Origin of the sequence: Actinoplanes couchii (assembly GCF_016862075.1) — a bacterium.
In the GTDB taxonomy this organism is placed as follows: Bacteria; Actinomycetota; Actinomycetes; order Mycobacteriales; family Micromonosporaceae; genus Actinoplanes; species Actinoplanes couchii.
This window is the reverse complement of record NZ_BOMG01000027.1, coordinates 53,963-80,020: the sequence shown is the minus strand read 5'-3', so window position 1 is coordinate 80,020 and position 26,058 is coordinate 53,963. Positions and strand designations below refer to the sequence as shown.

The window sequence follows — 26,058 nt, the reverse complement described above, 5'->3', positions numbered from 1 at the left end:
CCCGGGCCGTTCTCACGACCGAACGGCTCCGGTGATGCGGGCCGTTCTCACGACCGAACGGCTCCGGTGATGCGGGCCGTTCTCACAACCGGCCGGCTTCGATGATGCGGGCCAGGAACTGCCTGGTCCGCGCTTCGACGGGGTCGCCGAGCACCTGCTCCGGCGGCCCCTGTTCGAGGACCTTGCCGCCGTCCAGGAACGCGACCCGGTCGGCCACCTGCTTGGCGAAGCCCATCTCGTGGGTGGCCAGCACCATGGTCATGCCCTCGCCCTTGAGGTCCCGGATCATGGTCAGCACCTCGCCGACCAGTTCCGGGTCGAGCGCCGACGTGACCTCGTCGAGCAGCAGCAGCCGCGGGTTGTTCACCAGCGCCCGGACGATGGCGACCCGCTGTTGCTGGCCCCCGGACAGCCGGTCCGGATAGCTGCCGGCCTTGTCCGCCAGCCCGACCCGGTCCAGCCACTGCCTCGCCTGGTCACGAGCCTCGGTCAACGGCTTCTTGTGTACGCGTACCGGAGCCAGGGTGATGTTGTCGAGCACTGTCATGTGCGGGAACAGGTTGTAGCTCTGGAACACCAGCCCGATCCGCTGGCGCACCTGATCGGGATCGGCCCGCGGGTCGGTGATCTCGTCGCCGTCCAGGTGGATGGTGCCGTCGTCGATCTCGGTGAGCAGGTTGACGCACCGCAGCAGGGTCGACTTGCCCGAGCCGGAGGCGCCGATCAGGGCCACCACCTCGTGTTCGCCGACGTCCAGGCTGAGTCCGTCCAGGATGACGTTATCGCCGAAGACCTTGCGGACCTGGTGACATTCGAGCAGCACTTACGTCCCCGCGTTCTGGCGACGGGCCGCGCGCAGGGTCACCCAGTCGGTGACCCCGATCAGCGGCAGGGCGAGAAGGACGAAGAGCACCCCGGCGACGATGTACGGGGTGAAGTTGGCGTCCTGGGCCACGCCGATCTGGGCGGCGCGGATGGCGTCGATCGGCCCGGCGAGCGAGATCAGGCCGACGTCCTTCTGCAGGGCCACGGTGTCGTTGAGCAGCGGCGGGGACACCCGGCGGACCGCCTGTGGGAGCACCACGTGCCGCATCGCCTGCGGATAGCTGAGTCCCAGCGACCGGGCGGCGGAGATCTGGCTCGGGTGCACCGATTCGATGCCGGCCCGGAACACCTCGGCCAGGTAGGCGCCGTAGGTCACGATGATCGCCGCGGCGCCCAGCCACAGCACGTCCGGGGTGCCGTTCAGGCGCAGCCCGGGGATGCCGAAGGCGAACAGGTAGATCACGATGATCAGCGGAAGGCCACGGAACGAGTACGTGTACCCGGTGGCCAGCGCGCGCACCGGGAAGAACACCGGCCCGCGCAGCGTGCGGAGCACCGCGATGATCAGGCCCAGGGTGAGCGCCAGGGTCGCGCAGACCACCAGCAGCTTCAGGTTGAGCCACAGGCCTTCGAGGATCTCCGGCAGGTATTTGACCGCCGCGTCCGGGTCGAAGAAGGACTGCTTGACCCGGTCCCAGCCGGGAGCGCCGGTGATCCCGACGGCGAGCAGGGTGCCGACGACCGCTGTCGATGCGGCGGCCAGCAGAACGGAGCGGATCGCCCGTCCGCGACGGTAGGCGATCCGCTCCAGTTGCCTGGTACTGGGCTGGTGCTTCACGACAGTTCAGGGGCTCCGGCGGTGTCGGCGAGCCAGGTCTTCTCCAGCACGGCGAGGGTGCCGTCCTGGCGGAGCTGGTCGACGGCCTTGCTGACACAACCGGTCAGCGCCGAACCCTTGTCCAGCACGAGGCCGAACTGCTCGGGCACACCGACCTGGGCCAGCTGACCGATGATCACGCCGTTGTCCAGTTCGGCGCCGGTCATGTAGAACGCGGTCGGCAGGTCCACCACGATGCCGTCGACGGTGCCGTTCACCAGCGCCGCCTTGGCGTCGTCGTTGTTGTTGAACACCGACGGGGCGGCGTCCGGCTTGATCAGGTCGGTGATCGCGGTGTAGCTGGTGGTGCCGACCTGGCCGCCCAGCTTCGCGCCCTTCAGGTCGGCCAGCGACTTGGCGCCGGCGATCTTCGAGCCCTTGGTGGTGATCACGGTCTGCCGCACCAGGTAGTACGGCGACGAGAAGTCGACGGCCTGCTTGCGCTCGTCGGTGATGGAGAACTGGTTGATGTCGATGTCGAACTTCTTGGGGCCGGGCGCGATCGCGTTGTTGAACGTCACACTGGCCCACACCACGTCGGTCTTCTGGTACCCGAGGCGCTCGGCCACCTCGTACGCGACCGCGGATTCGAAGCCCTTGCCGTTGTCCGGCTTGTTGTCGCTGAACCATGGCTCGTAGGCCGGGGTGTCGGTGCCGATCGTGAACTTCCCGGCGGTGAGTGTCTTCATCGACGCCGGGTCACAGGTGGCGGAGGCGGCCGACGAGGCGGCGGTGTCAGGGCTCTCTTCGTCCATCGGAGAGCAGGCGGTCACGGCGGTGAGCAGCAGGGCTGCGCCACCGACGGCCACGAAGGGGAAACGGCGAACCATGCCCGGAACTCTAGAAGACGTCCCACGGGCTGGGGCCGTTCGTCGTCAAGACGTGATGAGCTGCCACAATCGGATCTCGTGAAGACGTTCGAAGAACTGTTTGCCGAGTTGCAAAGCAAGGCGGCGGACAAGACACCCGGGTCGGGCACCGTGGAGGCGCTCGAGCGAGGAGTCCATTTCATCGGCAAGAAGGTCGTCGAAGAGGCGGCCGAGTCGTGGATGGCCGCCGAGCACGAGGGGCCGGAACGCACCGCCGAGGAGATCTCCCAGCTGTTCTACCAGGCCCAGTGCCTGATGATCGCCTCCGGACTGGAGCTGAAGGACGTCTACCGACATCTGTGAACGCGCGTCCACCGGCCCGTTCACAGATCGAAGGAGCACGTCATGCTGCGCATCGCCATTCCGAACAAGGGCACCCTCTCGGCTCCCGCGTCACAGATGTTGCGGGACGCCGGGTACCGCCAGCGCACCGACCCCAAAGACCTGATCTGCCGTGACGAATCCAACAACGTGGAGTTCTTCTACCTGCGGCCGAAGGACATCGCGACGTACGTCGGCTCCGGTGATTTGGATCTCGGCATCACCGGCCGGGACCTGCTCGTCGACTCCGGCGTTCCGGCGGCCGAGCTGCTCGACCTGAACTTCGGCCGGGCCACGTTCCGCTGGGCCGCCCCGGCCGGGACGCTGACCAGCGTCGACGAGTTCGGTGGCCGGCGCATCGCCACCGCGTACCCCGGTGTGGTCGGGCGTTACCTGGCCGAGCACGAGCTGACGGCGGACGTGGTCCGCCTGGACGGCGCGGTGGAGAACGCGGTCCGTCTCGGTGTCGCCGACCTGATCGCCGACGTGGTGGAGACCGGCGCGACGCTGCGCCAGGCGGGTCTGGTCACCATCGGCGACCCGATCATGCAGTCGTCGGCGATCCTGATCGGTCGCGACGCGGAGGCCGCCGGCCCGGCCGCGCAGCTGCTGCGCCGGCTGCACGGTGTGCTGGTGGCCCGCAGCTTCGTGATGCTGGCCTACGACGTCCGGGCCGACCTGCTGGACCAGGCCACCGCACTGACCCCGGGCATCGAGTCACCGACCGTCTCGCCGTTGCACCGGGAGGGCTGGGTGGCCGTCCAGGCGATGGTCCAGCGCAGCGACGTGCACCGGATCATGGACGAGTTGTACGACCTCGGCGCGCGGGCCATCCTGGTGACCGCCATCGCGAATTGCAGGCTCTGAGATGACCGCAGTGCTCTATCGCCCGAAGAAGATCCGCTGGGTGGCCGTCCCGCTGGCGATCGCCCTCGCGCTGTTCTTCACGGTGATCAGTTTCGGGCTGACCGGCTCGGCCGGCTTCCAGAACCAGAACGCCAGCTTCCAGCGTGGCGACCAGCTCGCCATGATCGGGCTGGGGATCCTGCTCGGGCTCGGGGTGCTGCTGTTCTGCCGGCCGCGGGTCACCGCCGACGACGCCGGTGTGCGGGTGCGCAACGTCATCGGTGGTTACGACTTGCCGTGGGATGTGGTGCGGGCGGTGCGGTTCGACCGGAACTCGGCGTGGGCGCACCTGGAGCTGGAGAACGACGATCAGGTGCCGATCCACGCCCTGCAGGCCGTCGACAAGGACTACGCCGTCGACGGGGTGCGCACTCTGCGGGCTCTGCACAGCGCCTCTCACGAGGGCTGACGCATCAGGCGTGATGCCCCTGGCACATCACGCCTGATGCCAGGCTGGTAGGCTTGCGGGCAGTCGACCACGTCCATGCCTCGTTATGGACGCGAAAGAGGAGCCCGCTGGTTCCCACCCGAGTCACCACGTGTGGCCGGGTCCGGTCTCCCTGTCAGGGAATATTTCCTGTCGGGTGTGCGTCTCCTCGTGGGCGCCGATGACCGGTCGAGCGGGCCCCGGCGTGCGGTTTTTCGAAACCGCCGCGGGGCCTTCTGCTTTCCCGGCGTCCCGCGGCCAGCGGGACACTCGGGGCCGACCGACATTGGCAGCGTCCGTCCTCAACGGCCGGGCGAGGTATCAACTGAGGAGGCCCCATCAGCGTCGAACCACGCGTGAACGAACAGATCCGGGCTCGTGAGGTCCGTCTGGTCGGTCCGGAGGGTGAGCAGGTCGGCATCGTGCCGCTCGAGCGCGCTCTCCAGCTGGCCGGGGACGTCGACCTGGACCTGGTCGAGGTTGCTCCGATGGCGCGGCCGCCGGTGTGCAAGCTCATGGACTTCGGCAAGTTCAAGTACGAGAGCGCACTCAAGGCCCGCGAAGCGCGACGCAACCAGCAGCAGACCGTCATCAAGGAAATGAAGCTCCGGCCGAAGATCGACCCGCACGACTACGAGACCAAGAAGGGTCACGTGGTGCGGTTCCTCAAGGCGGGCGACAAGGTCAAGGTGACGATCATGTTCCGCGGTCGCGAGCAGAGCCGCCCGGAGCTGGGTTTCCGGCTCCTGCGCCGGCTCAGCGAGGAGATCTCGGAGCTCGGTTTCGTCGAGGCCAGTCCGAAGCAGGACGGCCGAAACATGATCATGGTGCTGGCTCCGCATCGGGCCACCAAGGCCGCTGCCGTTGCTGCCGTCGCCGCCGGCGCCAAGCCCGCACGTGAGCCGCGCGAGGGCGATGTCGTCGAGGCAGAGGCCGCTGTTCCGGCCGAGACCACCGCAGAGTAAACAGCTTTTCCCCGTCCCCCTGGTAGCGGGGAAAGACCAGAAAGAGGCGTCAAGTGCCGAAGATGAAGAGCCACACCGGCATGGGTAAGCGGGTGAAGGTCACCGGCAAGGGAAAGCTCGTGCGTGAGCAGGTTGGCAAGCGCCACTACCTCGAGCACAAGAGCACCCGTGTGACCCGCCGGATGACCGGTACGGTCGTCGTGGCCAAGGCCGACACCGCTCGTGTGAAGAAGCTTCTGGGCCGCTGACGCGCGCCTGACCCGGTTTTTCCTGAAGGAGTAACTAGAAATGGCACGCGTCAAGCGGGCGGTAAACGCCCAGAAGAAGCGCCGCACCCTGCTCGAGACCGCGAGCGGCTACCGCGGTCAGCGCTCTCGCCTGTACCGGAAGGCCAAGGAGCAGGTGCTGCACTCGATGCAGTACTCGTACCGTGACCGCCGTGACCGCAAGGGCGACTTCCGTCAGCTGTGGATCACCCGTATCAACGCGGCTGCCCGCGCGAACGGGATGACCTACAACCGCCTGATCCAGGGCCTGAAGCTGGCCGAGGTCGAGGTCGACCGCAAGATCCTGGCCGACCTCGCGGTCCACGACGAGGCCGCGTTCGCCGCCATCGTCGAGGTCGCGCGTGCGGCCGTCGCGGCCGAGGGCACCGGTGGCGCCCCCAAGCAGGCTGCTGCCTGATGGAGGTTGTTCGCGACTTACCTTGAGTTCGCTCGAGGGCGGGCCGGCGACGGCTGTCTCCACCGTCGCGAACGACCTCCACTTACGCGAAGCACTTTTGTGAGGCGCCTCCCGGTCCACGGATCGGGAGGCGCTTTCGTGATGAGGAGACCATGTTCACGCCCCGCACCCCCCGCATCGTCGCCGCCCGCCGTCTGCAACGCCGCCGGGACCGGGACCAGACGGGTCGTTTCCTGGCCGAGGGCCCGCAGGCCGTCCGTGAGGCGCTCGCCGCCGACGCGGTGCTCGAACTGTTCGCCACCCCCGCGGCCATCGAGCGGTACCCCGACCTGGCCGCGCAGGCCCCGGAGCTGTCGCCGGTCACCGACGACGCCCTGGCCGCGCTCGCCGAGACCGTCCAGCCCCAGGGCCTGGTCGCGATCTGTGAACAGAACGACGTCTCGATCGGTGAGGCCCTGGCCAAGGAGCCGCGGCTGGTCGCGGTGGTCGCCGAGATCCGCGACCCGGGTAACGCCGGGACCGTGCTGCGCACCGCGGACGCCGCGGGGGCCGGGGCGGTCATCTTCGCCGGTGACGCCGTCGACCCCTACAACGGCAAGTGTGTCCGGTCCTCGGCCGGCTCGCTGTTCCACGTGGACGTGGTCCGTTCCCCGCTGAGCGTGGTCGACCTGCTGCAGGACAACGGACTGCAGGTGCTGGCCACCAGCGGTACCGGCGAGGACGACGTGGACTCGCTGCTCGACGGCGGGCACCTCGCCCCCCGTACCGCATGGTTGTTCGGCTCTGAAGCGCATGGCCTGCCGGCCGACCTGCTCTCCTCCGCGGACCGGCGTGTTCGTGTCCCGATCTACGGCGGAGCCGAGAGCCTGAACCTGGCCGCCGCGGCCGCCGTCTGTCTATATGCCTCGGCCCGCGCGCAACGCTGAGAGTATGCTGGGCCGGTGAGCGTGGAGTCATACCTGTTTATCCGGCCCGCTGGTCGCGGGCGCCGGATCTGACTCTCCTGCGCGTAACTCCCTGACCGGCGGGCTGCGGCCCAGCCGCGCGCCCGTAAAATGCCCGATGGCTTATCCGGTGTGAGGGAGTTCGCCCTACCATGTCCTACCGCAACGATCCGTACGATCCGAAGCAGGCCGTCCTGCTGGCGCCCGAGTCGCTCGAGAGCGCTGTGGCGGAGGCCGAGAAGGCGTTCGCCAGTGCCGCCGACCTCGACGCGCTGACCGCACTTAAACCCGCGCACCTGGGTGACCGTTCCCCGGTGTCGCTGGCCCGCCGGGAGATCGGCTCGCTGCCGCCGGCCGCGAAATCCGACGCCGGCAAGCGTGTCAACATCGCCCGTCAGGCCGTGCAGGCCGCCTACGACGCCCGCCAGGCCGAGCTGGAGGCCGACCGGGCCGCCCGCGTCCTGGTCGAGGAACGTGTCGACGTCACCCTGCCGTGGTCCCGTCGCCCGCGCGGCGCCCGGCACCCGCTGACCACGCTCATGGAGCACATGGGCGACATCTTCATCGGGATGGGCTACGAGATCGTCGACGGTCCCCAGCTGGAGCTGGAGTGGGCCAACTTCGACGCGCTCAACATCGGCCCGGACAACCCGGTCCGCAGCGCCGCCGACACGTTCTTCGTGGACCTGCCCGGCCTGGTGATGCGGACCCACACGTCACCCGGTCAGGTGCGCACCATGCTGGACCGGCAGCCGCCGATCTACGTGGTCAGCCCCGGCCGGGCCTACCGGACCGACGAGCTGGACGCCACCCACAGCCCGGTGTTCCACCAGATCGAGGGCCTGGTCATCGACGAGGGCATCACGATGGCGCACCTGCGCGGCACCCTCGACCACTTCGCCCGGGAGATGTTCGGGCCGGAGGCGAAGACCCGCTGGCGGCCGCACTACTTCCCGTTCACCGAGCCGTCCGGCGAGTTCGACGTGTGGTTCGCCGAGCACCGCGACGGCCCGCGCTGGGTCGAGTGGGGTGGCTGCGGCATGGTCAACCCGCGGGTGCTGACCGCGGCCGGCATCGACCCGGCCGTCTACTCGGGATTCGCGTTCGGCATGGGTGTCGAGCGGACCCTGATGTTCCGCAACGGCGTCTCCGACATGCGCGACATGGTCGAGGGCGACGTGCGGTTCACCACGAACTTCGGAATGGAGTCCTGAAGCGATGAAGACGTCACTGTCGTGGCTGCGCGAGTACGTCGAGCTGCCCGCGGGGATCACCGCTTCGGAGCTGGACACGGCGTTCACGAACCTCGGCATGGAGGTCGAGGGCATCGTCGACCAGGCCGGCACGATCCTCGGTGACCTGGTCGTCGGCCGGGTGCTGACGATCGAGGAGCTGACCGGGTTCAAGAAGCCGATCCGGTTCTGCACCGTCGACGTCGGCCGGTCCGCTCCGCAGGAGATCGTCTGCGGCGCCCGGAACTTCGCCGAGGGCGACCTCGTCGTGGTCATCCTGCCCGGTGGCGAGCTGCCCGGCGGGTTCAAGATCGGCGCGCGGAAGACCTACGGGCGCAACTCCAACGGCATGATCTGCTCGGCTCGTGAGCTGGGGATCTCCGACGAGCACGAGGGCATCATCGTGCTGCCCCCGTCGGATTCGCTGACCCCGGGCATCGATGCGCGGCCGGTGGTCGGGCTGGACGACGTGCTGGTCGAGGTCGAGATCACCCCGGACCGCGGCTACGAGATGAGCGTGCGAGGCATCGCACGGGAGCTGTCCACGTACTTCAAGGTGGGTTTCGTCGATCCTGCCTCGGTCTCTTCCCCCACCGGGACCGCGGACGTTCCGCACCCGGTCGTGATCGACGACGTCGTCGGCTGTGACCGGTTCGCGGCCCGCGTGGTCCGGGGCATCGATCCGGCCGCCAAGTCGCCCGAGTGGATGCAGCGGCGGCTGATCCAGGCCGGCATCCGGGCCATCTCGCTGCCCGTCGACATCACCAACTACCTGATGCTCGAATTCGGTCAGCCGATGCACGTCTTCGACCTCGACCGCCTCCGTGGCGGCCTGGTCGTCCGGCGGGCCCGGGCCGGCGAGAAGCTGACCACCCTGGACGGTGTCGCGCGGGTGCTCGACGCCGAGGACATGGTGATCTGCGACGAGACCGGGCCGATCTCGCTCGCCGCCGTGATGGGCGGCGAGACCAGCGAGTGGCAGGAGGGCACGGTGAACGTGCTCCTCGAGGCGGCCCACTGGGATCCGGTCATGGTCGGCCGCACCGCGCGCCGGCACAAGCTGTTCAGCGAGGCCGCCAAGCGCTGGGAGCGGGGTGTCGACCCGGCGCTGCCGCTCGCCGCGCTGCAGAAGGCCGTCGACATCCTGGTCGAGCACGCCTGCGGCACCGTCGACGAGCGGGTGCTGGACGTCGACAACGTGGTGGCGCCGGTCGCGCTCACCCTGCCCGCGTCGGCGCCCGCGCGTCTCATCGGGCTGCCCTACACCTCGTCCGAGATCAACTCGTTCCTGGTCCAGGTCGGCTGCGAGGTCACCGGCGACGAGGTGCTCAGCGTCGTGCCGCCGACCTGGCGTCCCGACCTGGTCGCCCCGATCGACCTGATCGAGGAGGTGGCCCGGCTCGGCGGTTACAACGAGATCCCGAGCGTGCTGCCGCCGGCCGGGGCCAGCCGTGGGCTCACCCCCGCGCAGAAGCGGCGCCGGTCGATCGGCCGGGCGCTCGCCGAGAACGGTTACGTCGAGGTGCTGTCGTACCCGTTCACCGCGCCCGGCACCGCCGACGCCCTCGGGCTCGCCCCCGAGGACCCCCGCCGCAGCGCGGTCCGGCTCACCAATCCGCTGTCCGAGGAGGAGCCGCTGCTGCGCACCACGCTGCTCGGCCCGCTGCTCGGCGTCCTCAAGCGGAACCTGGGCCGGGGCCGCCGGGACGTGGCCCTGTTCGAGGCCGGCACGGTGTTCCTGCCGCACCTGACCTCGACCGCGCCGCCCACCCTGGGTGTCGACCGCCGGCCCAGCAACGCCGAGTGGGCGGCCGCCAACGCGATCGTCCCGGAGCAGCCGTGGCACCTCGCCGTGGTCCTGGCCGGCGACATCGACCCGGCCGGCTGGTGGGGCGCGGGACGGCCCGCGACGTGGGCGGACGCCATCGAGGCGGCGCGCGTCACGCTCGCCGCGGCGGGCATCGCCGAGGACCGGGTCTCGGTACGCGCGGCCGAGCTCGCGCCGTGGCACCCGGGCCGGTGCGCGGCGATCCTGGTCGACGACGCCGTCGTGGGCCACGCCGGTGAGCTGCACCCGGCCGTGCTGGCCGCGCTGGAGCTGCCGAAGCGCACGTCGGCCGCGGAGCTGGACCTGGACGCGCTGCCGGAGGCCCCGGTGGTCGAGGCTCCGAAGATCTCCACGTTCCCGCCGGCCCTGCTCGACGTGGCCCTGACCCTGGACTCCGGGGTGCCGGCCGCCGAGGTGCGGGCCACGCTGGCCGAGGGCGCCGGGCCGCTGCTGGAGTCGGTGGCGCTGTTCGACGTCTACGAGTCGGCCCAGCTGGGTGCGGGCAAGCGGTCCCTCGCGTACAAGCTGACCTTCCGGGCCTCGGATCGGACCCTCACCTCGGAGGAGACGATCGCCGCCCGGGACGCCGCGGTGGCCCTGGCCACCGACCGGTTCGGGGCGACCCTGCGCGGCGCGTAACCGTCTCTTGTGAAGGCCGGGCCCTGGTGGCCCGGCCTTCACAGGGCAGTTTCCGCACGCCGGCTTCTTGTCAGGGCAGCTTCAGCACGTCGGCGATGACCGAGCCGTCGGCGCCGAGCCGGACCGGGGCCGGGCTGTCGTAGACCACCAGCACCCGGTCGCCGCCGAGCAGGCTCAGCCCCTCGGCGTGATCGTCACCCTCGCCGAAGGTCAGCTCCAGCACCCGGCTGATCAGGTCGTCGCGCACGATCGTCGGCACCTCCGCCGCGAACGCGCCGTGCCAGCGGTAGATGCGCACCGGCCCGTCCAGGTCCATCGTCGGCCCGGCCAGGATCAACACGTCGTCCCCGATCGGGCAGAGGTCGCGGACCCCCAGACCATCAAGATCAAGGACGTGTTTGCGGTACGGCGACCCGTCCTCGAAACGGTGCAGCCGCAGCCTCGTCGGGTCGTGGTCGAGCACGTAGGGCCGTAGTTCCAGCACGAACGCCCAGCCCCGCAGGACCGGGCCGCGCAACCCGACGAAGACCCGGTCCCCGCGTACCGCGATCCCTTCGATGTCCAGGCCGTTGTCCTTGCCGGGAATCGGCAGGAACCGGGCCAGGTGCTCGTCGTCGCGCAGCAGCCGCCGCAGATCGTCGCGCCGGCCCAGGGCCGCGGCCCGGTGCACCACCCCGTCGGCGTGCAGCTCCCGGACCGGGGTGGGCAGCCCGTCCACGTCGGCGATCGGCAGCCGGACCAGGATCTGCCGGTTGTCCTGGCCCTCCACCCGGGCCAGCCGGCGCAGCGCCTTCGGGCCCTCGTGGTGCTCCTTGATCTGTTTGCGGCGCAGGCTGTGCGAACCGATCGCCCAGAGGAAGCGGCCGGTCCGGGCCAGGCCCTCGACGTCCGCCTCCTCGTCGGCGTCGGCGCCCGGCAGATCGACGAAATCGGCCAGGCGGAACCGGGCCTCCGCCCCGAACTCGGTGGGGCGCTCCGGATCGTCGGCGAGCAGCCGTTCGACGGTCGCCGTCTCGTCGCCGGCGATCCAGAGCGCCCGCCCGTCGAGGCGGATCGCGGACAGGTTGGTGTGGGTGGCAGCGGCCCGTGACTCCTCGGAGAACCGCAGCCGCACCGTGTGGTCGACCGTCATGGCGTCATGGTCGCACCGGTCCGCACCCGACCCGGGCGGTTCCCGGTCAGTCCCTGGAGATGTACAGCCGGTACCCGGACGGGACGAACCCGATCCGCTCGTAGACCCGCCAGGAGTCGTCGCCGGACGCCTCCAGCCAGGCCACCTCCGCGCCGCGGTCGAACAGCCGCCGGGTGATGCCCGCGGTGATCGCCCCGCCCAGCCCGCGCCGCCGGAACGCCTCCCGCACGGCGATGCCGGCGACCTCGCTCAGGCCGTCGTTCGGTGGGACGGCCTGGCCGCCACCGGCCCAGACACCGTCTCTCGTGCGGGCGCCCAGGGTCACGCCGCCGTTCTCCTGATGACGGCGCATCCGGGCGACGGCGTCCTCCGACGGGTCGCCGGAGAAATCGCCGAACGCCTCGTTCTGCGCGGTGATGACGGCGGCCCGGTCCCGGTCCGTCTCCGGCTCCCGGAGATCGAAATCCGCCGGTACGGGCGGGGTGCCGAGCGTCGACGGGGTGCAGATCAGGTACTGGTTGCGAACCTCGACGGTGAAACCGGCCCCGAGGAGCAGTGCCTCGAGTTCCAGCGTGCAGCTGGTGACGTACTCCAGCCGGGGTTTGCGACCTGCCTCGGTGAAGGCGGTGACCAGGGCGGCGACGTCGGCCGCGGTGATCGGGGCGCCGGGCACCGGGGAGGCGTAGTTGATGAAGGGACTCTCGGTGTCCGGGTCGAGCCCGGCCACGAACGGGCCGATCTCGAGAGCCTTCGGACGGGTACGGAGGTGGGACACGACGGAACGCTGGATGCGCAGATCCATGATGAGTGAAAGCCTTTGTCGCCAGAGGAACGGTTGCCAACGCGGTGCGTGGGCCGCCTGCCGGGCATGCGTGCGTCAGCGGCGGCCGAGGGGCCGGGCCGAGGGCATTGGCGTCACTCTTTCGGAAAGCATCACGAGGGGGATCGTGCGTTGTCGCACGACCGCCCGCAGAGCCTGTCACGGACGGGTGGTCTCCCGCAAGCGCCGGCGCGGGCCGGCCGCCTGCACGGCCCGCGCCGACTGCCCCCACCCTATAGGGAATTCCATGAGTGTCGATGTCTGCGGGTTTTTGTCGGTGGGGGTCGCTAGGGTTCAGCCGACCGATCGAGCGATGCCGGGGGAGTGTGGGCCGTGAGTTTCGTCGTGCCGTCCGGGTGGAAACGGTTCCTGTTGCCGCGCCGTGCTGACGCCCCGGCGTTCCCCGCGGTCAAGGCCGTCGACGTCACCACGGCCGAGGGCCTGCTGACCGCCTTCGACGGCGACGTGCGCGCCTCGCTCGGCAACCGGCGCACCCCCGGTGATCTATCCGCGGCCGGCCACGCTCAGCTCTCCGGCGAGGCGCCGACCCCGCTCGGCGCCGCGGTGGTGGCCCAGGCGATGGCCAACGTGCTGCAGTGGCGGCGGCAGGACGAGGTGCTCGTCTTCACCGAGCTGTGGCGCGAGCGGCACGGTCTGCCCTTCGCGGCCGCCGCCGTCGCCGAGCTGGTCACCCTCTACCACGGCACCCACGAGGTCGGCCGTCAGATCACCCGGGCCGTGCCGGAGCACGACTTCCAGAGTTTCGGCCTCCGGGTGGTCCTGCCGATGGCCTTCCGGCTCCGGCGGGCCGCCGTCGTCGCCCCGCCGGAGGAGTATGCGCGGGTCGTCGCCGCCCTGGCCGCCGTGCGCGGGCCGTCGCTGGCGCAACAGGTCACCGTTTCGGTGATCGCCCCCGACGAGGCCGGCTGGGCCACCGGCATCACCGATGCCCTGCTGGCGCTGGGTGGGCGGGACGGGCTCAAGGCCCTGATGCTCACCGTCCTCACCGACGCCGGCCCGGCCGTCCGCCTGGCCCTCGGGCTCCATCCGTGGCAGGTGCTCAACTTCAACGAGGTGATCTACACCTTCACCGCCACGCTCGGCCCGGCCGCCGCCCCGGCCCTGGCGCACTGGCTGGACGAGACGGTCGACGACGCTCAGTACCGGCGCAAGCTCCTCACCATGCTGACCGCGGTCGGCGGCGACGCGGCGTTCACCGCCCTGCTCGACCGGGCCGGCGAGCCGGACGTGACGGCCGCGATCGCCGACTCGGCCGGCCGCGCCCCGGCCTCGGCCATGCGCCTGCTGGCCGAGGCGCCCGCCGGTGACCGGCTGCTCCGCAACCACCTGGCCAACCATCCGGACCTGGCCGGCGAGGTCCGGCCGCTGCTCACCGACGAGGCGGCCGGCCGGTTCGACGCCGCGCACGCCGTGCTGGCCGCCGCCGGCGCCGACGCGGCCGCCCCGGCCGACCTGCCGCCCCTGCTGGTCACCCCGCCCTGGATCGATCCGGTGGTCCGCAGACCGCTCGTCGTCACCGGCCTGAGCAGCGACGATCCGGGCAGCGTGGTCTGGCAGCCGGGCGAGCGCGAGAGCTGGGGCGACGACTCCTGGGCGGCCCGGCACGGCGGCTCCGACGACTGGGCCACCATCGTCGCCGACTTCGGCACCAGCCGCTCCGACCCGTGGAGCGAGACGTTCTTCTTCCTCCGGGGCCCCGACGAGCTGACCCGGCCCCGGATCGCCGGGTGGCAGCCGGAGCGGGCCTACTTCCTCGACGACTGGGGCCCCGAGCTGCTCGCCCGCTACCAGCTCGACGCCGTCCCGACCCTGGTCGCGCTGGCCGGCCGGTCCCCGGCCCAGGGCGCGCCGATCCTGCTGCCGGTCGCCACCGCCGAGGTGGCGCTGCTGATGGCCGGCTGGCTCCCCCGGTCCCGGGCGATCCGCACCACCGCCCAGGCCTGGTTCGCCCGGCACACCGCCTTCGCCGCCCGCGCACTGCTCCCGGTCGCCGTGGGGAAGACCGGCAAGGCCCGCACCGAGGCCGAGGCCGCGCTCCGGGCGCTGCCCCGCGACCAGGTCCGCACCGCCGCCGCGGGCTACGGCCCGGAGACCGTCGCCGCCGCCGAGGAGATCCTGGCCGTCGACCCGGTGACGATCCTGCCCAGGACGATCCCGCCGGTCCCGGACTGGGCCAACCCGGCGGTGCTGCCGCCGGTCCGCCTCACCGGCGGCCGCGGCGCTTTGCCCGCCGGCGCGGTCCGGCACCTGCTCACCATGCTTGCCCTGTCCCGCCTGGACAGCGTCTACCCGGGGCTTATCGTGGTCGCCGCCGAGTGCGAGCCGGCCGGCCTGGCCGAGTTCGCCTGGGCGCTGTTCACCGAGTGGCGCGAGGCCGGGCACCCGGCCAAGGCGAGCTGGCCGCTCGACGCCCTCGGCCTGCTCGGCGACGACGAGACGGTCCGGCGGCTGGCCCCGGTGATCCGCGCCTGGCCCGGCGAGGGCGGCCACACCCGCGCGGTCACCGGCCTCGACGTGCTCGCCGCCATCGGCACCGACGTCGCCCTGATGTATCTGCACGGCATCGCGCAGAAGGTCAAGTTCAAGGGCCTGAAGGAGCGCGCCGAGGAGAAGATCGCCGAGCTGGCCGCCGGGCTCGGCCTCAGCACCGAGGAGCTCGCCGATCGTCTGGTGCCCGACCTGGGTCTCGGCGAGGGCGGCGGCCTCACCCTCGACTACGGGCGGCGCACCTTCACCGTCGGCTTCGACGAGCAGCTCAAGCCCTACGTCACCGACGCGGCCGGCAAGAAACTCAAAACCCTTCCCAAGCCGGGTACGACCGACGACCCGGTCCTCGCCCCGGAGGCGTACCAGCGGTTCACCGCCCTGAAGAAGGACGTCCGGGCGATCGCCACCGACCAGGTGCGCCGCCTGGAGCGGGCGATGGCCGATCAGCGGCGGTGGAGCGGCGCCGACTTCCAGCAGTTCCTGGCCGGGCACCCGTTGCTGCGGCACCTGGTCCGGCGGCTGGTCTGGGTGCGGTTCGACCAGAGCGGGCAGCCGTTGGGCGGGCTGCGTCTCGCCGAGGACGGCACCCTGGCCGACAGCGCCGACGAGATCGTCACGCTGCCCGGCGATGCGCTGATCGGGATCGGTCATCCGCTGCATCTCAGTGCCGAGCTGACCACCTGGGCCGAGCTGTTCGCCGACTACGAGATCCTCCAGCCCTTCGAGCAACTCGGCCGCGGCACCGAGCCGCTCACCCGGGAGCGCGCCGCCGGCCTGGTCGGCCGGACCGCGCCCAGCACCACCCTGCTCGGGCTGGAACGACGCGGATGGCGGCGTGGCCGGCCCCAGGACGCCGGGGTGCAGCACTGGTTCGAGCGCGACGTGCCCGGCGCCCGGCATCTGGTCGTCGCCATCGACCCCGGCATCCCGGTCGGCGCGGTGGATATCCTCGGCGACCAGACGATCGAGGCGATCTTCGTCGCGCCGTCCGCCGCCGACCACTGGTCCCGCCCGGGCCAGGACGACCACATCAGTGAACTCGACCCGATCACCGCCGCCGAGGCGTTGCGCGAACTCTCCGAGGTGCTCCCGTGACCCGTTCCCCCGCTCCTGCCTCGTCCTCCGCCTCTCCTTCGGTGGCTGCGGCGGCTTCGGCCGATCATGTGCAGAGGCCACCGGCTGAGGTGCGTTACGCCGACGAGCTGGCCCGGCTCCGGGCCGCGGACGACGCGCCCACCCCGCCCGGCTGGGCGCTCAGCCTGCGGGCCGCCCGCGCGTTCGTCGTCGGCGACGAGAAACTCGGTGTCACCCGCAAGTTCGTCGGCGACCCGTCGCTCATCGACCGGGCCCTGGTCAGCCTCGCCACCAGCCGCGGGCTGCTGCTGGTCGGCGAGCCCGGCACCGCCAAGTCGCTGCTGTCCGAGCTGCTCGCGGCTGCCGTCAGCGGCGACTCGACCCTGACCATCCAGGGCGGCGCGGCCACCACCGAGGACCAGATCAAGTACTCGTGGAACTACGCCCTGCTCGTCGCCGAGGGCCCGACCCAGCGGTCGCTGGTCCCGGCGCCGCTGCTGCAGGGCATGGCCCGCGGCAAGGTGGTCCGCTTCGAGGAGATCACCCGCTGCCCGCTGGAAGTGCAGGACTGCCTGCTCTCGCCGCTCTCCGACCGGGTCCTCGCGGTGCCTGAGCTGCCCGGCGCCGAGAGCATGGTGTTCGCCCGGGAAGGTTTCAACATCATCGCCACCGCGAACACCCGGGACCGTGGTGTCAACGACATGAGCTCGGCGCTGAAACGGCGCTTCAACTTCGAGACGGTCTTCCCGATCGGCGACTTCGACACCGAGCTCGCGCTTGTCGAAGCCGAGGCCGGGGCGCTGCTCCGCCGATCCGGGGTCACCGCGCCGCCTCGCCGGGACGTACTCGAAGTGCTGGTCACGGCCTTTCGGGAGCTGCGGACCGGGCGCACCGGGCGCGGCGACGAGATGGAGAAGCTGTCGTCCGTGATGAGCACCGCCGAGGCGGTGTCGGTCGCGCACGCCGTCGGGCTGCGCGGCTGGTTCCTCAACGGGACCGCCGGGACCACCGCCGACCTGGTCTCCTGCCTGGCCGGCACCGCTGCCAAGGACAGCCCGGAAGACCTGGCGAAACTGCGCCGCTACCTGGAACAGCACACCTCGTGGCGGTCCGGCCCGCAGTGGCGTGAGCTGCGGGACGCGCGGCGGGAACTGCCCGGCGGATGAACCTCACCGTCATCGGGGTCCGGCACCACAGCCCCGCCTGTGCCCGGCTGGTCGGTTCCACGATCGCCGCGCTCCGGCCGGCGTACGTGCTGATCGAGGGGCCCGCCGACATGAACGAGCGGATCGGTGAGCTCCAGCTCGGCCACGACCTGCCGGTGGCGGTCTTCACCAGCTACCTCGACGACCGGCGGCGGCACGGCTCGTGGTCGCCGTTCTGCGAATACTCCCCCGAGTGGGAGGCGCTGCGGGCCGGCCGCGAGTGCGGGGCCGAGCTCCGCTTCATCGACCTGCCGGCCTGGCACGAGGCGTTCGCCGACCGCGACAACCGGTACGCCGACGCCGAGCTGCGTTATGTCGAGGCCGTCGACCGCCTGTGCACCGAGTTCGGCGTCGACAACAGCGACGCCCTGTGGGACCACGTCGTGGAGATGGCGCCCGCGGACGGCCTGCAGGACAGGTTGACCGCCTACTTCGACCTGATCCGCGGCGACACCGAGGCGGGCCCGTCCGACACGGCCCGCGAGGCGTACATGGCCGGTTGGCTCCGAGCCGCCTGCCAGGCCGCCGGCGACCGCCCGGTGGTGGCCGTGGTCGGCGGTTTCCACCGCCCGGCCCTGCTCCGCCTGGCCACTTCCGCCCCCTCCGCCCCTTCCGCTTCCTCCGGCACCTCCGCACCCCCCTCCCCGACGCCCGGGACCACCTCTGGTCCCTCCTTGGTGGGTGAGGCTGCCCCTTCCTCCTCCTTGCCGGGCGGGGCCACCTCCACCTCCACCTCCACCTCCACGGACGCTGACGGTGCTGGTCGTGCCTTGGCGGTGGCGGATGTGGTGTGGCCGGAGATTCCCGCTCCTCCGGAGGGGGCCACGGCCGGCAGTTATCTGGTGCCCTACTCGTTCCGGCGGCTGGACGCGTTCGGGGGATACCAGTCGGGGATGCCGTCGCCGGAGTACTACCAGCGGCTCTGGGAGAGCGGGCCGGAGGACGCCGGGCGGTATCTCGTCAGCGCTGTCGCCGGGCGTCTCCGGAAGCGGGGGCAACCCGTCTCCACGGCTGATCTGATCGCCGCCCGGGCCGGGGCCGAAGCTCTCGCGCTGCTGCGTGGGCACGATCGGCCGGCGCGGGTCGACATCCTGGACGGGCTGGCGTCCGCGCTGATCAGTGAAGCGCTGGAGGTTCCGCTCCCATGGGCGGTGCGGGGTACCGTCAGCGCCGGGCAGCATCCGGCCGTGGTCGAGATGACCGCCGCGCTCAGTGGCGAACGTGTCGGGCGGTTGCACCCGGACACCCCGCTGCCGCCGCTGGTCCACTCGGCCACCGCCGAGCTGGAACGCCACCGCCTCGACAAACCCGGCGAACACACCGCCGATCTCACCGAGGCAGACGGGCGTACCGTCAGCCGGGCCCTGCATCGTCTCCGGGTGTTGGGGGTGCCGGGTTTCCGCCGGGACACCGGGCCGGCCACCGGCATCGACCCGGTGCTGCGGGAACAATGGACCATCAGCGTGCACGAGCACCGGCTCGCCGCCCTGATCGAGGCCGGCGGCTACGGCCCGACGCTGGAGGCCGCCACCGCCACCCTGATCACGCAGCGCATCGCCGGTGCGGCCGGGAACCTGGCCGGCCTCGCCGACGCCCTGTTCGACGCAGCGCTGAGCGGGGTCACCGATCTCGGCGCCGACGTCCCCGCCCTACTGGAGCGTGGTGTGGCCGCCGGTAGCGACGTGACCGAGCTGGGCCGGGTCCTGTCGGTCACGCTGGCCCTGTGGCGGCACGACCGGTTGCTCGGCACCGCGGGCAGCGACACCCTGGGCACGGTGATCGCCGCCGCGACCAGGCGCATCCTGTGGCTGGCCGAGGGCTGGCACGCACCCGGCGCCCCCGCCGACCGAAACAGAATCGCCGCGGTCGTAGCGGTACGCGACGCCGCACTGCACGCCGTCCCGGTGGGCGTGGACCGTACCGCCGCAATCGATGTGGCCGGCCGCATCGCCGCCGACCGAGCCGCCCCACCAGACCTCCGAGGCGCCTTCTACGGCCTGGGCCGAACCCTCCTGGCCCTCACCATCCTCGAGGCCACCACCTCGGCCACCCCGGCCGCGCCCTCCGCCACCACGTCCTCGGCCGAGTCTGCGGCGGTCTCGCCTGCTGCCTCGCCTGCCGTGGCCATCAGCGCCGCGTCTGCTTCGCCCACTGCCGCGCCGTTCGTCGGGGCGTCTGCTTTGGCTGTCGGCGTACCGGCGGATGATCTTGGCTCTGGTCCGGCTGTCGGGGGTGGGACGTTTCCGGCTCCGGAGCAGGCTGTCCGGGGGGCCTTTGCGGCTGGGACCGCGGGGGACTGGCTGGCGGGGCTGTTCGGGGTGGCCCGGGAACCGGTGCTGGCGCCCGGCGGGATTCTTGACCTGCTCGATGATCTGATCGGCGGGTTCGGGGGTGATGACTTCCTGGTCGCGTTGCCGGCTCTGCGGCAGGCCTTCGGATACTTCCCGCCTCGGGAGCGGGAGGCCATCGGCGATCGGCTGCTCGCGCGGCGTGGGCTGGCCGGGTCGGGTCGGGATCTGATGCGGGCCACCGTCGATCCGCGGACCGTGGCGGCCGGGATGGCCCTGGACGAATCCATCGAACGGCGGCTCGTGCGCGCCGGGCTCGTCAGCGCGGGGGAGGCGTCATGAGTGACACCGGGCTGGAGCGGTGGCGGCTGATTCTGGGGGAACCCGCCGGTGGCAGTCTCGGTGGTCTGTCCGGTGACGCGGGTGCCCGGGACGCGGCCCTGGACTGGCTGTACGGCCGGGACGGTGAGCTGGACCGGCGTGACATCCGGCGGCGGCAGGGTGGTTCCGGCGAGTCGCAGATCACCACGGTCGACTGGCTCGACGACATCACCCGGCTGTTCCCGAAGGAGACCGTGGAGCGGCTGCAGCGGGACGCCGTCGAACGGTACGAGATCGACGACATCGTCACCGATCCGAAAGTGCTCGAACGGATCGAGCCGAACCCGTCACTGCTGCGCGCCGTGCTCCGGACCAAGCACCTGATGAACCCGGAGGTGCTGCGGCTGGCCCGGCGGATCGTCGAGCAGGTCGTCCGGGAACTGATGGAACGGCTCGCCACCGAGGTCCGGCAGAGTTTCTCCGGTGCCCGGTCCCGGCGGTCCAGCCGGTTCAAACAGGCCCGTGATTTCGATCCGAGACGGACGATCCGGGCCAATCTTGGCAACTACCGGCCGGATGAGCAGCGGATCTATGTCGAGACGCCGTACTTCGCGTCCCGGACCCGGCGCCAGCTCACCCAGTGGCAGGTGATCCTGCTCGTCGACCAGTCCGGGTCGATGCTCGACTCGGTGATCCACTCGGCGGTCACGGCGGCCTGCCTGTGGGGGCTGCCCGGGGTTCGTACTCATCTGATCGCTTTCGACACCGACGTCGTCGACCTCACCTCCGACGTCAGTGACCCCGTCGAGCTTCTGATGAAGACCCAACTGGGCGGCGGTACGGACATCGGGCGCGCGGTCCGGTTCGCCGCCCAGCTGGTCGAGCAGCCCCGGCGGACGATCGTGGCGGTGATCAGCGACTTCTACGAGGGCGGATCGGAGGCGGCCCTGGTGCGGTCGGTTCGGGAACTCGTCGAGCAGGGCACGATCGTTCTCGGTCTGGCGGCTCTCGACGAGCAGGCGGATCCGGCGTTCGACCGGGCCTGCGCGCAACGGCTTGCCGACGTCGGCGCCTGGGTCGGCGCGATGACCCCGGGCGAGTTGGCCGCATTCGTCGCCGAGAGGATCGGCCGATGAGCGGGCCGAAGCGGGGCCGCGCCCCGTCACGAGGCGGCCAGCCACCAGCCGCGGGTCAGCCATCAGCCGTGGGTCAGCCACCAGCCGCCGGTCAGCCATCAGCGGGTCAGGTACAGGGCAGCGGGCAGGCGTACCGCAAAGAAGTCTGGAATGCCTTGTCGCGAGGCCGGAGCGCAGCGGAGGTGTCGCGATGAGCCTGCCCGTCCGGCCTGATCTGCTTGCTCTCGATGACGGCGCGCTTGCTGCCCTCGCCAACCGGGGGCTGGTGAAGCGGGCCGCCCGTGAGGTCGAGCGGGACGCCCCGAAGCTGTCCGCCGAGGAGAACACGGTCGTCGCCGACTGGGCCGACGGGGTTCGCACCGCGCTTCCCGGTGGCGGCCTGGACCGGGGCACCTGCTCGTGCGGGGCATCCGGAGTGTGCCGCCACCTGATCGGCCTGATCCTGGCCTACCAGCGGGAACCCGCCGCCGAGTCGGCGCCAGCCGCCACGGAAGCCGCAGCCACGGATGCCGCATCCGGGGAAGCCGCCGGAGCCGCTGCCGGAGAGACCTCAGCCGAAGCCGTAGCCGGGAAGACCGCCGTCGGAGCTGTCGCCGGGAATACCTCAGCCGGAGCCGTAGCTGGGAAGACTGCTGCCGGAGGCGTCGCTGGGAAAACCGCCACCGAGGGAGCGACCGAGACGACCTCGGCCGAGTCGGCCCCCGCCGGGCCGACCGCTGCCGAGTCGGGCCGTGCCGGGCCGGCCGGTGCCGGATCGTGGTCGCCGGGTGCTTTCACCGACGCTGATCTGATCGAACGGATCGGGTCGCGGCTGGTCGACGCGGCTCGCCGGGCGGAACGGGGCGGATACACCGCCCGGATCCGGCGTGGACCGGTTCCGGTGGCCGAGTTGCCCGCGGCGACGGTCCGGTTCCTGGTGCCGAACGACCTGGGGTATGTGCACACCGATGCCAAGGCGGGCGTCCGCGACGACGTGATCGCCCTGGCCGTGTGGGCGTTCCGGGCCGCCGACGAGCAGCAGCCGGACGCCGGCGATCTGGTGGTCGACGTCGGCGGGTCACGGGCCGTGGCCGCGGGTTCCGGTTCCGGGCTGGAGTCGGTGGTGGAGTTCGCCGCCGAGGTGTTGCGGGCCGGTGCCGTGCACGCGGGCGCCGGGCTGGCCGCCATGGCCACCGGCCAGATCACCGCCCTGGAGAAGAACGGCCTGCGCTGGCCGCTGGACGCCGCCACCGAACTGGCCGGTCAGCTCGCCGCCTACCGGGACCGCGGCGCCCGCTACTCCCCGGAGCTTCTCGCCGACCTGATCGCCGAGCTGTTCGCCCGGCACCGTGCGGTCACCGCGGGTGGCGGCGTGTCGGTTCGCTCCCGGGTTCTCGGTTCGGAGGAGGCAGCGGAAACCCCTTTGCGGCGGGTACGCCTGGACGGGCTCGGCGCCCGGGTCACCGCGATCGACGACGAACGCCGGGTGGAGATCTTCCACGGTCAGGCGGCCAGTGGTGTGGTCCTGGTGTCGCACCGGCAGTGGCCGGGCCCCGACGACGGCCCGGCCCTGTCGAAGCGGCGCCTGGCCGGAGCGACGGTCGCCGCGCTGGCCGCCGGAACCCTGGTGACCGAGTCGGCGGTCCGGAGCGCCAGCCGGTCGGTGCGCCTGACCGCGAGCCGGGTCGCGAAGTCCACGGTGACGGTCTCGTCCGGCGCCTGGGAGCATCTGCCGCCCGGTCTGCGGGTGGGGGACTACGCGAAGCTCGCCGCCGAGCTGGACGCCATGCCACCCCGGCCGGTCCGGGCCCGGGTCCGGGCGGATCTGGTCCGGGTGCTGGAGATCGCCGAGGTGGGCGGGAGCCACTACGAGCCCGGTGCCCAGCGGCTGACGGTGGAGATCCGCGACACCCACGGCAACCAGGCCACGGTGACCGCCACCCACACGTCGGTGGCCCCGGCCCGCCTGGACGCGGTGGCCGCGGCCCTGCTCGGTGCCCGGGGCCGCCCCCGCTTCGTGGCCGGAACCGTCCACCGAAGCGGCGGATCCCTGGTCATCGACCCCTACGCGATCGCCGCCGACGGCCCACCGGTGGTCCCCGACCTGGAATCCCCGGACACGTTCCCCGCCATGTCCCTGCCCGGAGGCCCAGACCTGCCACCGTTCCTCGCCCCACACGCGGAGTCCGTCCCGGCCCCGGCGGGGAAGGGCGACCCGGAGGCGAGTCCGGTCCCGGCGGGAGAAGGCGACGCGGGGGTGAATCCCGTCCCGGCGGGGGACGGTGGCCCGGCGGCGAATCCGGGCCCGGCGACGGTGGATGGCCCGGAGGCGGTTGCGGACCTGGCGGCGGGAGAGGTTCCGGAAGACGGCTCGGTTCCGGCAACGGGGGATGCTCCTGAGGACGGTTCGGTCCCTGCTGCGGGGGATGGGACGTCGGTCGGTGACGCCGTCGGGGCGGGATTGGGGGCGGCCGCGGGTGTCGGGAGTGCTGGTGGTGGTGTCGTTCCGGTTGATGACGAGACCACTGATGTGCTGGCGGCGGTGGTCGCGTCGGCTCGGGAGGCGCTGGCTGAGGCGGCGCACAGCGGGCTCGCTCATCTGCCACCCGGTTATGCCGCACGGCTGGACACCGCCCGTGGTTCGCTGAATCGGGTCGGGCTGCATCGGGTGGCTTCGGCCTTCGACGAGTTGTCCGCGCGGCTCAGCCCCGACCCGGGGATGGAGACCGCCCACGCCTGGGCCGATGCCTACCTGCGGGTGAGTCTCGCAGCCGACCTTCTCTGACGGAGGAACCGTGCCCGGTGGCCTGGTGATCCGCGACGCGGTACCGGACGACCGGGCGGCGGTGCTGACCTTCTGGCCGCACCCGGACCGTTTCGACCGGCGCCTGATCCTCTCCCGGGCGGGCGAGGAGGTGCTGCTCGTGGCCGACCTGCCGGATCCGGGTGCGGGTGCGGCCGGGATCGTCAGTATCCGGTGGAGCGGCGGCTGTGACGATCCGGTGCGACCGTTGCTCTATGCGCTGGAGGTCCGGCCGGATCGGCGTGGCCGGGGGATCGGTACCGGTCTGATCAGGCATGTCGCGAGCCTGGTCGCGGCCCGGGGACGCACCGAGATCACCCTGGAGGTCGAGGTGGGCAACGCCGGGGCGATCCGGCTCTACCACCGCCTGGGCTTCGCGACGATCGGACCGCACCAGCACGTCTGGCACGCCGGAACGATCTCCGGAACCGCCGAGACCCTGATCATGCACGGCCGGACCGCCCACCTGATGTCCTGAGATCGAGGCGACCGCCGACGAGGAGACGGCCGCACCACCCCTGCGCGAGAAGACCGAAGGGCAGGGAAGGCCGAGCGGCCGGCAAGGTCGCGGGGCCAGGAGGGCCAGGAGGGCCAGGAGGGCCAGGAGGGCCAGGGCGGGCGGAGCGGGCGGGATGGAGGGCGGTCAGCCTCGGCTCACGGCCTGGTCGACGCTTGTCTCGTACGGGCCCAGGAAGATCGGGTCGCGGGCGGTCAGGACGTCGGCGGCTGCCTTCACCGCGGCGCCGTATTCGCGGACCTCGCCGCGTAGCCACATCTGCTTGAAGACCCGGACCGTCGAGTCGCCCACTCCGGTGGCGTCGATGCCCTGGCCCCGGCAGAGGGCCACCGCCCGGGGCAGGTGGAAGTCCTGGGTGACCACGATGGCCTCGCGGACGCCGAAGATCTTGTTGGCCCGCACGCACGAGTCGTAGGTGTCGAAGCCGGCGTGGTCCTGGGCCACCCGGTCGGCGGGGACTCCGCGGGCCACCAGCCAGTTCTGCATGGCGCCGGGCTCGTCGTACGCCCAGGCGCCGTGGTCGCCGGAGACCAGGATCGCCTTGACCTTGCCGGCTTCCAGCAGCTGGCGGGCGATCTCCAGGCGGGCGGCCAGGAACGCCGACGGCTGACCGTCCGCTCCGACCTGCGCGCCGAGGACCAGGGCGACCGGCGCGGCCGGCACCGAGGCGGCGTCGTAGATGTGACCGTCGGCCGCCGACCGGACCCACTGGGCGCACCCGAAGGCGACACCCACCGCGAGGGCCACCCCGAGCGTGCCCACCACGAGCAGCCGACGGAGCCGCCGCGCGGTGAAGAGCCGGGAAAAGGCGGTGACGCGGCTGGTCACGACCCGGGACAGGGCGGTGACGCGGCTGGTCACGGCCCGGGTGAGGGCGGTGGCGCGGCTGGCGACGGTGGTCGGTGAGGGACGCTTCGGCACCGGGCCGAGGATGCCAGACGAGGTCAATGGCAGCATGACGCCCATGATCGAGATGGATGGCCCGTTGATCCGGTGGGCGTCGCGGGCGAGGGGCGCACGCCGATGGGAGCGTCCGGGCGCCGTGGTCGTCGAGGCCCCGGGTCTGGCGCACTGGGATCGTCTGGTGATCGACGGCGAGCCGGCGGCGGTCGCGGATCTGCTGCGGGAGGTGCTGGCCGGGACCGGGGAGACGTTCCGCCCGTTCGGCACCGAGGAGTTGATCACCGAGGTGGTGGCCCGGCTGCCGGAGCTGGAGGTGAGCGCCCGATTCGCCTGGATGGAGACGACGACCCCGGTGAAGTCGCCGCCCACAAAAACGTCCACAAAATCGCCCACAGAACCCGGCAACGAGGAAAAACCAGGATGGTTGGAGGCCGGGGCCGCCCCGGAGATCGTCGAGTTGATCGAGGCAGCCTACCCGGAGTCGTACGCCCGCCCGGGTGATCCGGACGTGCGCCGCTGGGCCGGCATCCGGGACGAGGACGGCCGGCTGGTGACGGTGGCCGCCGAGGCCTGGTCGACTCCGGAGATCGGTTTCATGTCGGGTGTGGCCACCCGGCCGTCGGCGCGCGGCCGCGGATGGGGCGCCGCGATCTGCGCCTTCACCGCGAACGAGCTGCTCACCGACCGGGAACGGGTGGCCCTGGTGGTCGACCACTGGAACACGGCAGCGGTCGCCACCTACACGAGGCTGGGTTTCACCACACGCCGGGTAGCCGCCGCAAAGCGAACGACGACGACGCCGCAGCCGTAAGAAGCGAACCACGACGCCCGCAGCCGTAAGGAGATCCAGGACCG

22 protein-coding genes are annotated in these 26,058 nt (G+C 71.6%); 16 read left to right on the top strand and 6 right to left on the bottom strand.

Going from position 1 to position 26,058, the window contains the following annotated elements; all coding sequences use genetic code 11:
- Positions 1-82: 82 nt before the first annotated feature.
- The 3 genes from Aco03nite_RS08275 to Aco03nite_RS08265 are packed head-to-tail and all read right to left on the bottom strand — an operon-like array spanning position 83 to position 2,532.
- Positions 83-823 (bottom strand): amino acid ABC transporter ATP-binding protein, encoded by a 741-nt coding sequence (locus Aco03nite_RS08275; protein WP_275415844.1) that lies wholly within the window; start codon positions 821-823, stop codon positions 83-85.
- A complete protein-coding gene (locus tag Aco03nite_RS08270; protein ID WP_203794184.1) occupies positions 824-1,663 on the bottom strand; it encodes an amino acid ABC transporter permease in 840 nt (279 codons plus the stop codon).
- Positions 1,660-2,532, bottom strand: coding sequence for an ABC transporter substrate-binding protein (locus tag Aco03nite_RS08265; RefSeq protein ID WP_203794183.1), 873 nt, complete (start codon positions 2,530-2,532; stop codon positions 1,660-1,662). The genes Aco03nite_RS08270 and Aco03nite_RS08265 overlap by 4 nt, the downstream gene beginning before the upstream one ends.
- A 78-nt stretch (positions 2,533-2,610) precedes the next feature.
- Between Aco03nite_RS08265 and Aco03nite_RS08260 the strand changes: the two genes are divergently transcribed.
- From Aco03nite_RS08260 to pheT, 9 genes are all read left to right on the top strand, one after another.
- Positions 2,611-2,874: a phosphoribosyl-ATP diphosphatase gene (locus Aco03nite_RS08260; RefSeq protein ID WP_203794182.1), complete on the top strand. Its 264-nt coding sequence runs from the start codon at positions 2,611-2,613 to the stop codon at positions 2,872-2,874.
- A 42-nt stretch (positions 2,875-2,916) separates the two neighbouring features.
- Positions 2,917-3,759 carry an ATP phosphoribosyltransferase gene (gene hisG, locus Aco03nite_RS08255; RefSeq protein WP_203794181.1) on the top strand — a complete coding sequence of 281 codons (843 nt, stop codon included), beginning with the start codon at positions 2,917-2,919 and terminating at the stop codon, positions 3,757-3,759.
- Position 3,760: 1 nt separating this feature from the next.
- Complete coding sequence (locus Aco03nite_RS08250; RefSeq protein ID WP_203794180.1) at positions 3,761-4,207, top strand: PH domain-containing protein; 447 nt, start codon at positions 3,761-3,763, stop codon at positions 4,205-4,207.
- A 374-nt stretch (positions 4,208-4,581) separates the two neighbouring features.
- Positions 4,582-5,190, top strand: a complete 609-nt coding sequence (infC, locus tag Aco03nite_RS08245; RefSeq protein ID WP_203794179.1) for a translation initiation factor IF-3 — start codon at positions 4,582-4,584, stop codon at positions 5,188-5,190.
- A 53-nt stretch (positions 5,191-5,243) separates the two neighbouring features.
- The gene (gene rpmI, locus Aco03nite_RS08240; protein WP_203794178.1) at positions 5,244-5,438 is read left to right on the top strand and encodes a 50S ribosomal protein L35; all 195 of its coding nucleotides are present in this window, start codon (positions 5,244-5,246) and stop codon (positions 5,436-5,438) included.
- 40 nt (positions 5,439-5,478) lie between these two features.
- Complete coding sequence (gene rplT / locus Aco03nite_RS08235; protein ID WP_203794177.1) at positions 5,479-5,874, top strand: 50S ribosomal protein L20; 396 nt, start codon at positions 5,479-5,481, stop codon at positions 5,872-5,874.
- A 152-nt stretch (positions 5,875-6,026) separates the two neighbouring features.
- A complete protein-coding gene (locus Aco03nite_RS08230) occupies positions 6,027-6,800 on the top strand; it encodes a TrmH family RNA methyltransferase (RefSeq protein WP_203794176.1) in 774 nt (257 codons plus the stop codon).
- A gap of 170 nt (positions 6,801-6,970) precedes the next feature.
- Positions 6,971-8,032 carry a phenylalanine--tRNA ligase subunit alpha gene (locus Aco03nite_RS08225; RefSeq protein ID WP_203794175.1) on the top strand — a complete coding sequence of 354 codons (1,062 nt, stop codon included), beginning with the start codon at positions 6,971-6,973 and terminating at the stop codon, positions 8,030-8,032.
- A gap of 4 nt (positions 8,033-8,036) precedes the next feature.
- A complete protein-coding gene (gene pheT / locus Aco03nite_RS08220; RefSeq protein ID WP_203794174.1) occupies positions 8,037-10,517 on the top strand; it encodes a phenylalanine--tRNA ligase subunit beta in 2,481 nt (826 codons plus the stop codon).
- 70 nt (positions 10,518-10,587) lie between these two features.
- Here pheT and Aco03nite_RS08215 read toward each other — a convergent pair whose 3' ends face one another.
- The gene (locus Aco03nite_RS08215; RefSeq protein WP_203794173.1) at positions 10,588-11,649 is read right to left on the bottom strand and encodes a DUF3616 domain-containing protein; all 1,062 of its coding nucleotides are present in this window, start codon (positions 11,647-11,649) and stop codon (positions 10,588-10,590) included.
- A gap of 46 nt (positions 11,650-11,695) precedes the next feature.
- The gene (locus Aco03nite_RS08210) at positions 11,696-12,424 is read right to left on the bottom strand and encodes a GNAT family N-acetyltransferase (protein WP_239144993.1); all 729 of its coding nucleotides are present in this window, start codon (positions 12,422-12,424) and stop codon (positions 11,696-11,698) included.
- 378 nt (positions 12,425-12,802) lie between these two features.
- Between Aco03nite_RS08210 and Aco03nite_RS08205 the strand changes: the two genes are divergently transcribed.
- The 6 genes from Aco03nite_RS08205 to Aco03nite_RS08180 all read left to right on the top strand — a co-directional run bounded on the left by Aco03nite_RS08205 (position 12,803) and on the right by Aco03nite_RS08180 (position 24,261).
- A complete protein-coding gene (locus Aco03nite_RS08205; RefSeq protein ID WP_203794171.1) occupies positions 12,803-16,072 on the top strand; it encodes a DUF4132 domain-containing protein in 3,270 nt (1,089 codons plus the stop codon).
- A 41-nt stretch (positions 16,073-16,113) separates the two neighbouring features.
- Positions 16,114-17,217: an ATP-binding protein gene (locus Aco03nite_RS08200; RefSeq protein ID WP_373872585.1), complete on the top strand. Its 1,104-nt coding sequence runs from the start codon at positions 16,114-16,116 to the stop codon at positions 17,215-17,217.
- Positions 17,214-19,886 (top strand): DUF5682 family protein, encoded by a 2,673-nt coding sequence (locus Aco03nite_RS08195; RefSeq protein WP_203794170.1) that lies wholly within the window; start codon positions 17,214-17,216, stop codon positions 19,884-19,886. The genes Aco03nite_RS08200 and Aco03nite_RS08195 overlap by 4 nt, the downstream gene beginning before the upstream one ends.
- Positions 19,883-21,001: a VWA domain-containing protein gene (locus tag Aco03nite_RS08190; protein ID WP_203794169.1), complete on the top strand. Its 1,119-nt coding sequence runs from the start codon at positions 19,883-19,885 to the stop codon at positions 20,999-21,001. Before Aco03nite_RS08195 ends, Aco03nite_RS08190 begins: the two co-directional genes overlap by 4 nt.
- A gap of 190 nt (positions 21,002-21,191) precedes the next feature.
- On the top strand, positions 21,192-23,765 hold the full coding sequence (locus Aco03nite_RS08185; RefSeq protein ID WP_203794168.1) for a YehQ family protein: 2,574 nt from the start codon (positions 21,192-21,194) through the stop codon (positions 23,763-23,765).
- A 10-nt stretch (positions 23,766-23,775) separates the two neighbouring features.
- On the top strand, positions 23,776-24,261 hold the full coding sequence (locus Aco03nite_RS08180; protein WP_203794167.1) for a GNAT family N-acetyltransferase: 486 nt from the start codon (positions 23,776-23,778) through the stop codon (positions 24,259-24,261).
- Between the two features lie 165 nt (positions 24,262-24,426).
- Here Aco03nite_RS08180 and Aco03nite_RS08175 read toward each other — a convergent pair whose 3' ends face one another.
- A complete protein-coding gene (locus Aco03nite_RS08175; protein ID WP_203794166.1) occupies positions 24,427-25,257 on the bottom strand; it encodes a SanA/YdcF family protein in 831 nt (276 codons plus the stop codon).
- 7 nt (positions 25,258-25,264) lie between these two features.
- Here Aco03nite_RS08175 and Aco03nite_RS08170 point away from each other — a divergent pair, with 7 nt between their 5' ends.
- A complete protein-coding gene (locus Aco03nite_RS08170; RefSeq protein ID WP_239144992.1) occupies positions 25,265-26,014 on the top strand; it encodes a GNAT family N-acetyltransferase in 750 nt (249 codons plus the stop codon).
- Positions 26,015-26,058 lie beyond the last annotated feature (44 nt).

Coding starts and splice junctions, on each gene's coding strand:
- Aco03nite_RS08185 (WP_203794168.1), top strand. CDS start 21,192: ATGAGCCTGCCCGTCCGGCCTGATCTGCTTGCTCTCGATGACGGCGCG.
- Aco03nite_RS08175 (WP_203794166.1), bottom strand. CDS start 25,257: ATGCTGCCATTGACCTCGTCTGGCATCCTCGGCCCGGTGCCGAAGCGT.
- Aco03nite_RS08195 (WP_203794170.1), top strand. CDS start 17,214: ATGAACCTCACCGTCATCGGGGTCCGGCACCACAGCCCCGCCTGTGCC.
- hisG (WP_203794181.1), top strand. CDS start 2,917: ATGCTGCGCATCGCCATTCCGAACAAGGGCACCCTCTCGGCTCCCGCG.
- Aco03nite_RS08265 (WP_203794183.1), bottom strand. CDS start 2,532: ATGGTTCGCCGTTTCCCCTTCGTGGCCGTCGGTGGCGCAGCCCTGCTG.
- pheT (WP_203794174.1), top strand. CDS start 8,037: ATGAAGACGTCACTGTCGTGGCTGCGCGAGTACGTCGAGCTGCCCGCG.
- Aco03nite_RS08190 (WP_203794169.1), top strand. CDS start 19,883: ATGAGTGACACCGGGCTGGAGCGGTGGCGGCTGATTCTGGGGGAACCC.
- Aco03nite_RS08215 (WP_203794173.1), bottom strand. CDS start 11,649: ATGACGGTCGACCACACGGTGCGGCTGCGGTTCTCCGAGGAGTCACGG.
- rplT (WP_203794177.1), top strand. CDS start 5,479: ATGGCACGCGTCAAGCGGGCGGTAAACGCCCAGAAGAAGCGCCGCACC.
- Aco03nite_RS08225 (WP_203794175.1), top strand. CDS start 6,971: ATGTCCTACCGCAACGATCCGTACGATCCGAAGCAGGCCGTCCTGCTG.
- Aco03nite_RS08250 (WP_203794180.1), top strand. CDS start 3,761: ATGACCGCAGTGCTCTATCGCCCGAAGAAGATCCGCTGGGTGGCCGTC.
- Aco03nite_RS08230 (WP_203794176.1), top strand. CDS start 6,027: ATGTTCACGCCCCGCACCCCCCGCATCGTCGCCGCCCGCCGTCTGCAA.
- Aco03nite_RS08170 (WP_239144992.1), top strand. CDS start 25,265: ATGATCGAGATGGATGGCCCGTTGATCCGGTGGGCGTCGCGGGCGAGG.